General features: G+C 67.7%; 10 protein-coding genes. 5 read left to right on the top strand and 5 right to left on the bottom strand.

What is annotated here, in order from left to right:
- The 5 genes from AB0I15_RS62360 to AB0I15_RS62340 form a co-directional block, all read left to right on the top strand.
- Window positions 1-627, top strand: a 627-nt coding sequence (locus tag AB0I15_RS62360; protein WP_358118998.1) for an ABC transporter ATP-binding protein, incomplete at its 5' end; no start/stop codon positions are given.
- Window positions 624-1,577 (top strand): sugar ABC transporter permease, encoded by a 954-nt coding sequence (locus AB0I15_RS62355; RefSeq protein WP_358118997.1) that lies wholly within the window; start codon window positions 624-626, stop codon window positions 1,575-1,577. The genes AB0I15_RS62360 and AB0I15_RS62355, both read left to right, overlap by 4 nt.
- 13 nt (window positions 1,578-1,590) lie before the next feature.
- Entirely contained in the window at window positions 1,591-2,403 is an 813-nt protein-coding gene (locus AB0I15_RS62350; protein ID WP_358119002.1) for a carbohydrate ABC transporter permease, read from the top strand.
- 2 nt (window positions 2,404-2,405) lie between these two features.
- A complete protein-coding gene (locus tag AB0I15_RS62345; RefSeq protein ID WP_358118995.1) occupies window positions 2,406-2,681 on the top strand; it encodes a DUF2160 family membrane protein in 276 nt (91 codons plus the stop codon).
- A gap of 18 nt (window positions 2,682-2,699) precedes the next feature.
- Window positions 2,700-4,484: an ABC transporter substrate-binding protein gene (locus AB0I15_RS62340; RefSeq protein ID WP_358118993.1), complete on the top strand. Its 1,785-nt coding sequence runs from the start codon at window positions 2,700-2,702 to the stop codon at window positions 4,482-4,484.
- A 67-nt stretch (window positions 4,485-4,551) separates the two neighbouring features.
- Here AB0I15_RS62340 and AB0I15_RS62335 read toward each other — a convergent pair whose 3' ends face one another.
- From AB0I15_RS62335 to AB0I15_RS62315, 5 genes are read right to left on the bottom strand one after another with little or no spacing between them, the layout of a single operon-like run.
- A complete protein-coding gene (locus tag AB0I15_RS62335) occupies window positions 4,552-5,631 on the bottom strand; it encodes an alpha/beta hydrolase (RefSeq protein WP_358118992.1) in 1,080 nt (359 codons plus the stop codon).
- Window positions 5,621-6,901, bottom strand: a complete 1,281-nt coding sequence (locus tag AB0I15_RS62330) for a Gfo/Idh/MocA family oxidoreductase (protein WP_358118991.1) — start codon at window positions 6,899-6,901, stop codon at window positions 5,621-5,623. The genes AB0I15_RS62335 and AB0I15_RS62330 overlap by 11 nt, the downstream gene beginning before the upstream one ends.
- A gap of 8 nt (window positions 6,902-6,909) precedes the next feature.
- Window positions 6,910-8,199 carry an extracellular solute-binding protein gene (locus AB0I15_RS62325; RefSeq protein WP_358118989.1) on the bottom strand — a complete coding sequence of 430 codons (1,290 nt, stop codon included), beginning with the start codon at window positions 8,197-8,199 and terminating at the stop codon, window positions 6,910-6,912.
- Window positions 8,200-8,241: 42 nt separating this feature from the next.
- Window positions 8,242-9,108: a carbohydrate ABC transporter permease gene (locus tag AB0I15_RS62320; protein ID WP_358118988.1), complete on the bottom strand. Its 867-nt coding sequence runs from the start codon at window positions 9,106-9,108 to the stop codon at window positions 8,242-8,244.
- The gene (locus AB0I15_RS62315) at window positions 9,092-10,054 is read right to left on the bottom strand and encodes a sugar ABC transporter permease (RefSeq protein ID WP_358118987.1); all 963 of its coding nucleotides are present in this window, start codon (window positions 10,052-10,054) and stop codon (window positions 9,092-9,094) included. Before AB0I15_RS62315 ends, AB0I15_RS62320 begins: the two co-directional genes overlap by 17 nt.
- Window positions 10,055-10,109 lie beyond the last annotated feature (55 nt).

Here is a 10,109-nt window from a genome sequence, read left to right as displayed (position 1 = left end):
GCCGCCGTGCTGCTGGACGAGCCGCTCACAGTCGTGGACCCGGCGCTGAAGTGGACGCTGCGCAGCAAGCTCAAGGAGATCCACCGCGACACCGGGCACACGCTGATCTACGTCACCCACGACCAGACGGAGGCGCTGACCTTCGCCGACGAGGTCGTGGTGCTCAACGACGGGGCGATCGTGCAGGCCGGCGAGCCGGCGGAGCTGTTCCTGTCGCCGGCGCACGAGTTCGTCGGGCACTTCATCGGCTCGCCCGGCATGAACATGCTGCCCGCCGAGATCGTCGGCGACGTCGTACGCGTCGGGCAGGCGGAGGTGGGGGCCGTGGCGGACCTGCCTCCGGGCCCCGTGCGCATCGGGGTACGACCGGAGTTCGTGCGGATCACCGGCCACAACACCTTCCCGGGGGTGCCGGCGAAGGTGACCGGGATCGACCGGATGGGCGCGTACGACCTGGTCCACACCCGGGTCGGCGAGCACCCGGTGATCGCCAAGACCGAGGCCGGTTCCTCCTACCGGCTGGACGAGGTCGAGTTCCTGCACTTCCCCGCCGACCGCACGTTCCTGTTCAGGGACGAGGTCAGGTGCGGCTCCCTCGCACCCCTGAACGAAAGGGGTCAGGCGTGAGCGACCAGACCACCGTGGCGGGTACGCAGGTGAGCGGCGAGGTCGTCACTCCCCCGCCGGCCGAGGCGGCCGAGGAGAGCCGTCCCAACCTCAAGCGCAAGGACAACCGGGCCTGGCTGCTGGTGCTGCCCGTGGTCGTGTCGGTGGCGTTCACCGCGGTGATCCCGCTGATGACCGTGGTCAACTACTCCGTCCAGGACGTCTTCAGCCCCACCGAGCGGGTCTTCGTCGGCCTGGAATGGTTCCGCTCGATCTCCCGCGACCCCGAGGTGCGGGCGGCGCTGGTGCGCACCCTGCTCTTCTCGGCGCAGGTGCTGCTGCTGGAGATCCCCCTCGGCGTGCTGCTGGCGGTGTCGATGCCGCGCAGGGGCGTGTGGGTGTCGGTGTCGCTGGTGCTGGTCGCCCTGCCGCTGCTCATCCCCTGGAACGTGGTGGGCACGATCTGGCAGATCTTCGCCCGCGGCGACATCGGGCTGGGCGGCTGGACGATCAACAACGTGCTGGGGATCAACTTCAACTACACGCTGGACTCGACCGACGCCTGGATCACGGTGCTGGTCATGGACGTGTGGCACTGGACGCCGCTGGTGGCGCTGCTGGCGTACGCGGGGCTGCGCTCGATCCCGGAGCCGTACTTCCAGGCCGCGCAGATCGACGGCGCCTCGGCGTGGGCCACGTTCCGCCACATCCAGTTGCCCAGGCTGCGCGGGGTGCTGACGATCGCGATCCTGCTCCGGTTCATGGACAGCTTCATGATCTTCACCGAGCCGTTCGTGGTGACCGGCGGCGGGCCCGGCAACGCCACCTCCTTCCTCAGCATCCTGCTGTCGAAGATCGCGGTCGGCCAGTTCGACCTGGGCCCGGCGGGCGCGTTCTCGCTGCTCTACTTCCTGATCGTGCAGATCCTCTGCTACGTCTTCTTCACCGTGCTGACCAGGTCGGGGAGGTGACCCGATGGCGCGCATGACCGGGCGGCGGCTGCCCTGGGCACGTACGGTCTTCTGGCTCTACGTGGCCACGCTCCTGCTGCCGCTGCTGTGGATGTTCGGCATGTCTATCCGGCCGAACGAGGACATCCTCGGCTCCTTCTCGCTCATCCCGCAGCGGGTGACCTTCGACAACTACGCCACCTTCTTCACCGACTCCGCGTGGTACTCCAGCTACCTCAACTCGATCATCTACACCTCGATGAACGCCGTGATGTCGCTCATCGTGGCACTGCCGGCGGCCTACGCGTTCTCGCGGTTCCGCTTCGCCGGGGACAAGCATCTGTTCTTCTGGCTGCTGACGAATCGCATGGCGCCGCCCGCGGTGTTCCTGCTGCCGTTCTTCCAGATTTATCAGGCGGTCGGCCTCTTCGACACGCATCTCGGCGTGGCCATCGCGCACATGCTGTTCAACGTGCCGCTGGCCGTGTGGATCCTCGAGGGATTCATGTCCGGAATTCCCCGGGAAATAGATGAGACCGCGGCGATCGACGGCTATTCACTGCCGCGTTTCTTCGTCAAGATATTCCTGCCGATGATCCGCTCCGCGATCGGCGTCACGCTTTTCTTCTGTTTCATGTTCAGCTGGGTCGAATTGCTGATCGCCAGGACCATCACGTCGGTCGACGCCAAACCGATAGCCGCGACCATGACGAGAACGGTGAGCGCGGCGGGAATCGATTGGGGATTACTGGCGGCGGCCGGGGTGCTCACCATCGTCCCCGGCGCCATCGTCATCTGGTTCGTACGGAATTACATTGCTAAGGGCTTCACCATGGGAAGGGTCTGACCATGCTCGAGTGGATGGTGTGGACCACCCCCACAGCCCTGGTCTTCGCCGGGCTCGCCCTGCTGCTGGTCGTCATGGCGGTCTGGGCCCGCATCTCCCCTCCCGTGGCCAGGCGAGGCTTCCTGCGCATCGAGACCGACCGGGGGGACCGGCTCTACATCGGCCTGATCAGCGCCGCCGTCGTGCTGGCCGGCTGGATCGCCATCACCGACCTGTCCATGTGGCTCGCCCTCGGGTGCGCGCTGCTCGTGGCGGTCGTGATCGGGATATGGGGCTAACAGAAGAGGAGCCAAGCGATGAGGCATCGAGCAGGCAGGTCCGCGGCCGTAGGCCTGGCCGCGGTCGTCCTGATAGCAGGAGGCTGCACACAGAGCGCGGAGAAGCCCGCGAGCGACTTCAAGGAGGCCGACGGCAAGGCGGCGGCCCAGCGATGGGTGTCGGAGGAGTTCACGCCGAGCACCCTGTCCAAGGACCAGCAGATCGCGGAGATGGACTGGTTCATCAAGGCCGCGGCGCCGTACCGGGGCATGCAGATCAACGTGGTGTCCGAGACGATCACCACACACGAGTACGAGTCCCAGCAGCTCGCCAAGGCGTTCACCGAGATCACCGGGATCAGGATCAAGCACGACCTGATCCAGGAGGGTGACGTCGTCGAGAAGCTCCAGACCCAGATCCAGGGCAACCAGAACATCTACGACGCCTACGTCAACGACTCCGACCTGATCGGCACCCACTCGCGCGGCGACTACGTGGTCCCGCTGTCGGACTACATGGCGGGCGAGGGCAAGAGCGTCACCTCGCCCACGCTGGACCTCAGCGACTTCATCGGGATCAGCTTCACGACCGGCCCAGACAAGAAGATCTACCAGCTCCCCGACCAGCAGTTCGCGAACCTCTACTGGTTCCGCTACGACTGGTTCACCGACGAGAAGATCAAGAAGCAGTTCAAGGACGCCTACGGCTACGACCTCGGCGTCCCGGTCAACTGGGCCGCGTACGAGGACATCGCCGAGTTCTTCACCAGCAAGGTCAACGGCAACGGCACCATCGACGGCAAGAAGACCTACGGCCACATGGACTACGGCCGCAAGGACCCGTCGCTGGGCTGGCGTTTCACCGACGCCTGGCTGTCCATGGCGGGCAACGGCGACCCCGGCATCCCCAACGGCCTGCCGGTGGACGACTGGGGCATCCGGGTGGAGAACTGCCGCCCGGTCGGCTCGTCGGTCACCCGCGGCGGCGACACCAACGGCCCGGCCGCGGTCTACGCGCTCACCAAGTACGTGGACTGGCTGAAGAAGTACGCCCCCAGGGAGGCGGCGGGCATGAACTTCAGCGAGGCCGGCCCGGTCCCCGCGCAGGGCAACATCGCCCAGCAGATCTTCTGGTACACCTCGTTCACCGCCGACATGACCAAGGAGGGCCTGCCGGTCGTCAACAGCGACGGCACGCCGAAGTGGCGCATCGCGCCGAGCCCGCACGGCGCGTACTGGAAGGACGGCAACAAGCTGGGCTACCAGGACGCCGGCTCGTGGACGCTGCTGAAGAGCACGCCCCAGGACCGCAGGGCCGCCGCCTGGCTGTACGCGCAGTTCGTCACGTCGAAGTCGGTCTCGCTGAAGAAGTCGATCGTCGGCCTGACCTTCATCCGCGAATCGGACATCAAGAGCCAGTACTTCGCCGACAACGCGAAGAAGTACGGCGGTCTCATCGAGTTCTACGGCTCACCGGCCCGCGTGCAGTGGACCCCGACCGGCACGAACGTGCCCGACTACCCGAAGCTGGCCCAGCTCTGGTGGCAGAACGTGGCCACCGCCGTGACCGGCGAGACCACCCCGCAGCAGTCGATGGACAACCTGGCCAAGCAGCAGGACGACATCCTGTCCCGGCTGGAGCGGCTCTCGCGCGAGCGCCAGGGGTTCGCCGGCCAGTGCGCGCCCAAGCTCAACCCTGAGCGCGACGCCCAGTACTGGTACGACCAGCCCGGCGCCCCCGCGCCGAAGCTGGCCGACGAGCGGGGCAAGCCCCAGACCCTCGACTACGACAAGCTGATCGCGACCTGGAAGCAGGGCAACTAGCCGAGCCCGGCTCGACCGGCGGGCAAGGGGCGCCGCCGCCCGTGGCAGGTTCGGGCGGCGGCGGGCTTCACCCCTTCAGGTGTGCCGCGAGCCAGTCGAAGGCCCGCTCCTGCATCGGCACGTCGAAGCTGTGCGGCACGTCGGCGAAGACGGCCTCGTAGCCGCCGGGGGCGTCGCGGTACCGTTCGCCGATCATGGCGTGGGCGCGGCGCATGCCCTGCTCGGGGAACAGCTCGTCGCGCAGGGCGTACTGGACCATGAGCGGCTCGGGCGCCCGCGCGGCGACCAGGTCGGGCCAGTCGCCCAGCCGCGGCAGGCCGGGCGGCCACAGCATCCAGGTGTGCCTGGGCACGTGCTCGCCCAGCATGTCCCGGTAGGAGGAGACCATCGCGGCCACGACGACCGCGCGCATGCCGGGGTCGAACGCGCCGAGCAGCGCGGCCCGCAGGCCGCCACCGGACAGACCGGCGCAGCCGACCGCGCCGACGTCAGGGCGTGAGCGCAGGTAGGCCGCCGCCGCCAGGTCCTCTCCCGCCACCACGCCGGTGAACGAGGTGCCGAGCACCGCGCAGTGCTTGGCCACCACGTGCTCGTGGTCGCGGGCGGCGAGGTCGTACCGGTCGGCCTCGCTGAGCGCCTCCGGCCCAGGCCCTGCCCCAGGTTCCGCTCCCGGGTCCGGCTCCGCCGTCTCCAGGGGGAAGCGGCGGCTGCCCCACACGAACGCGTCGTGCGCCAGCACGGCGAAGCCGCGCCGGGCCAGCGCGTTGGCGAAGGCCCGGCCGCCGTAGATGGCCTCCCGCAGCCGCCGCACCTCGGGCGACGGCCCTTCGGGCGTGTCGGCGATCTTCTCCTTGCCGGCCCACTTCATCCCGGCGTGGCAGTGCAGCGCCACGACCCCGGGCAGCGGCCCGTCCGCCTCACGGGGCCGCAGCAGGTAGGCCCGCGTCCGCGGCCCGAACCCCACCGACCAGGACAGCTCCTCGCCGTGGAGGTCGCCGTCGGCCCAGGTCCGCTCGACCCGCACGTCATGGGCGGTCAGGTCGAGCACGCCGATGGCGTCGCGCGCCGCCGCGCGCAGCTCGGGCCCTCCGAGGACGGGGTAGAGCCCGCGCTGCGCCGCGGCGATCCCGGCCAGCTCAGCGAACACGCGTGCCGTCGTCCTCCAGGTGCACGGGAGCGCCGGTCCGGGCCGAGACGTTGGCCGCGTGGCCGGTCAGCACGCTCCGGATGCCGTCGCGGTAGCCGGCCTGACGGGCCAGCGGGTCGTCGCCGGGGCCGCGGAAGACGTCGTCGAGCAGCAGGCGGTCGCCGCCGCCGTGCCCGCCGGCGCCCGTCTCGATGGGCACCTCCTCCGGCCTGCTCCAGTGCCGCTGCAGTGTGAGCCGCTCCCAGGAGCCGGTCGTGTGCTTCTTGGCGGCCGCGCTCGGGTCGATGGCGGCGTGCTCGGGCGTCCAGTCGCGCTCCACCACGTCCAGCTCGAGCCGGCCCGCGGTGCCGTTGAAGGCCACCCGGTAGCCCTCCCACGGAGAGTGGGCGTGCAGCGAGTAGGTGAGGATGGTCCGGTTCGTGTAGCGCACCAGGACGGACATGTTGTCGTCGATGTTGACGCCCTCACCGAAGACGTCCTGGTCGCGGATGTAGCCGTCCTCGTGTTCGGCGTCCAGGTAGAGCCGCTTGAGCCGGGGGTCGGTGGAGATGTCCAGGATGAACGGGTCGGTGCCCAGCCCGGGGGCGCCCTGCCCTCGCTCGGGGCGCCCCTCAAGGCCGCGCTTCCTGGCGTTGTCGGCACCGTAGAAACGCAGGTCGGCCTGGGCGAAGACGGTCTGCGGGGCCGCGCCGAGCCACCAGTTGACCAGGTCGAAGTGGTGGGTCGACTTGTGCACCAGCAGCCCGCCGGAGTTGGCCCGGTCGCGGTGCCAGCGGCGGAAGTAGTCGGCGCCGTGGATGGTGTCGAGCGTCCACTCGAAGTGCACGGACGTCACCTCGCCGATGGCGCCCTCCTGCAGCAGGCGGCGGACGGCCGAGTTGCGCGGCGAGTAGCGGTAGTTGAAGGTCACGACCAGCTTGCCGGTGCTGCGCTCCGCGGCCTCGGCGATGGCCGCGCAGCCGTCGGCGTCGATCGTGAGGGGCTTCTCCACGATGACGTCACGGCCCGCGTCGAGCGCCGCGCACACGTATCTCGCGTGCGTGGCGTCGACGGTGGTGACGATGACCGCGTCGGCGAGCTCGAGCACCTTGTCGAACTCCGCCGGGGCGAAACACGGCACCTCTTGACCGATCCGCTCGACGTAGTAGTCCATGCGGGTCCGGTTCGTGTCGCACAGGGCGACGATGGTGCCGGCGTCACTCCATTCTCCGAGCAGCGCGTCGACGTACATTTGCGCGCGGTGCCCGAGCCCGACGAACGCGTACCTCATGTGTCTCCTTAGCCTGCGATGGAGGCGTTCGCCTCCGTGATGAACTTCTGGGCGGCGTCGTCAGGGGTCATCCGGCCGAACATGACCTCCTCGGAGTACCGCGTGAGGATGTCCTCCATGGCGCTGGCGCCCTTCGGCGGGGCGGCGGGCGGGTCGGCCAGCTCGCTGCGGACCTCATCGATGAAGGCCAGCGTCTTCTTGTCCGCGTCGGGCAGCTTGTCCTTGACCGCCGCCAGCACCTTGGAGCTGGCCGGCAGGCCGCGGTCGCTGAGGATGATCTGGCCCGCCTCCGGGTCGTTGATCATGAAGTCGATGAACTTGGCGGCCTCGGCCGCGTGCTCCGACTTCGAGGAGGCGGTGTAGAACATGGCCGGCTGCAGGAACATGCCGCCGCTCGTGGCACCGTCGATCTTCGGCATCCGCAGCAGGTCCATGTCCTGGCCCGACGCCTTCGTGACCGCGCCGAGCTGGTTGCTCCACCACATGCCCATGGCGCCGGTGTTGGTGGCGAGCAGCGACTGGTCGACGCTGGTCGCGCCGATCTCGGCGCTCTTGGCAGCGTCGGGCGCGCCCTTGGTCTTGACCAGGTTCTGCATGATCGACCACCAGCCCTTGACGGTCTCGGGCGTCACGCCGAGCTTGTTGCCGCTGTAGAACGGCTCACCCTTCTGCGCGGCGTAGATCTGCAGGTAGGCCGGGTTCCAGCTCAGTTGCGTGCCGGTGACCTTGCCGCCGCTCTGGGTGGAGATCCCCGAGGCCAGCTCGACGTACTGGTCCCAGGTCCACTTGGTGTCGTCGGGCAGCTTCTGCCCGTTGGCCTCGACCAGGGACGGGTTGACGACCAGGGAGAAGGCGTTGACGCCGGTCGGGATCGCGAACTGCTTGCCGTCGATGGCGCCGGTGGACAGCACCTTGGCGTCGATGTCGGCGGTGTTGACCTTGCTGGCCAGGTCGGCCAGCGTGCCGCGGTCGGCGTACTCGCGCAGGCCGCGGATCTCGAGGCTGATGACGTCGGGCGCGTCGCTGCCGGCGACCTTCGTGGACAGGGTCTCGTAGTAGCTGGCGAAGTCGGAGAACTCGCCCTCGACGTCGACCGTCGGGTTCTTGGCCTCGAACTTCTTGATCGCCTCTTCGGTCATCTTCTGCCGCGCGTCGCTACCCCAGTAGGAGAAGCGCAGCTTGATCTTGCCGTCGGCGCTGTCGCTGCCGCCGCCACTTCCGCTGCCGCAGGCCGCGGTGACCGCCAGCACAGCGGTGGCGAGCAAGGCCGCCGACCACATCTTCTTGCCAGAGCTCACGGCTCTACCTCCTATTGGGTCTTCTGTTGGGGGGTGGAGGATCTACTTCAGGCCCGTGGTGGCCACACCACGGATCAGGTATTTCTGGCCGGCCAGGAAGAATCCGAAGATGGGACCGAGCGCGATGATCGACATGGCGAACATCGGGCCCCACGACGAATCGCTACTGGCGTCGAGGAACGTGCGCAACGCTACCGGTACGGTGAAGTTGTCGGGATTGTTGAGATAGAGGAGCTGACTGAGAAAGTCGTTCCACGTCCAGATGAACGTGAAGATCGCGGTCGTCGCCAGCGCCGGCATGCACAGCGGCATGACGACCCTGATGAAGATGCGCCAGTAACCGGCGCCGTCGATCTCCGCGGCCTCGTCCAGTTCTCTCGGCAGGGTGCGGATGAACTGCACCATGAGGAAGATGAAGAACGCGTCGGTGGCCAGCACCTTGGGCATGACCAGCGGCCAGATCGTGTTGATCAGGTCGAGCTTCGAGAACATGATGTACTGCGGCACGATCGTCACGTGGTGCGGCAGCATGATGGTGCCCAGCATGATCGCGAACCAGAACTTCTTCAGCGGGAAGTTCAGCCGCGCGAAGGCGTAGGCCGCCAGCGAGCAGGCCACCAGGTTCGCCACCACCGACAGCCCTGTGACCACCGCGGAGTTCCACAGGTAGTAGCCGAAGGGATGCTTGAGCGCGGTCCAGCCCTCGGTGTAGTTGTCCAGCGTGACCTCGCTGGGCCACAGGCCCGGCTGGCGGAAGATGAGCTCCTCCGGCTTGAGCGAGCTGGAGATCATCCAGAACAGCGGATAGAGCATGATCAGGCCGAAGCCGATCAGCAGGATGTGCTTGACCACCGGTCCGCCGTTGAGCGGGCGGAACAGCACCGGGATCGGCCTACTTGGTGTCGCCATAGAAGACCCAATACTTGGAAGCGAGGAAGTTCACCCCGGTCAGCCCGGCGATGATCAGCAGCAGTACCCAGGCCATCGCGGCTGCGTAGCCCATGTCGTAGCTCTTGAACCCCTTCAGGTAGAGGTAGAGCGTGTAGAAGAGCGTGGAGTCGGCCGGACCACCGGTTCCGCTGCTCACGATGAACGACTGCGTGAACGACTGGAACGACTTGATGATCTCGAGCACCAGGTTGAAGAAGATGATCGGCGTCAGCAGCGGCAGCGTGATCGAGCGGAACTGGCGCAGCGCGCCGGCCCCGTCCACCGCGGCCGCCTCGTAGTAGCTGGCCGGGATCTGCCGCAGCCCCGCGAGGAAGATGATCATCGGGGCGCCGAACGTCCACACGTGGAGCAGGATCAGCGTGCCCAGCGCGTAGTCGGGGTGGCCGACCCAGCCCTGCCCCTCGATCCCGAAGACCCCGAGCACCGCGTTGACCAGGCCATCGGCGCCGAAGACCTTGCGCCACAGGATCGCGATCGCGACGCTGCCGCCGAGCAGGGAGGGCAGGTAGAAGATCGAGCGATAGAACGACAGGCCGCGCAGCCCGCGGTCGAGCACCAGGGCCAGCGCGAGCGCGAACGCCAGTTGCAGCGGGACCGAGACGACCACGTAGATCGTGGTCACCTTCAGCGAGGACAGGAACCTCGGATCCTCGGTGAACATCTTGACGTAGTTGCCGAAGCCGACCCACTTGGCCTCTTCGAGGAGGCTGTAGTCGGTGAACGACAGGTAGAGGGAGGCGAGGATCGGGCCGATCGTGATGACGAGCAGGCCGGCGAACCAGGGTGCCAGGAAGAGGTACGCGGCCCGTGCCTCTCGGCGGGACCGTTTCGTCGATCGGTGGCCGCCACGTACGGGCTGGGTCTCCGCACGCCGGGGTTTCACCGCCACCGAAACTTCAGTCATCACGGACCTTCCGGCAAGAAGTGAATGGATAGCGCTTTCCTATAGCTGAGCGGAA

Source organism: Nonomuraea sp. NPDC050643 (assembly GCF_040654715.1).
GTDB lineage: Bacteria > Actinomycetota > Actinomycetes > Streptosporangiales > Streptosporangiaceae > Nonomuraea.
This window is presented reverse-complemented; position numbering and strand designations above follow the sequence as displayed.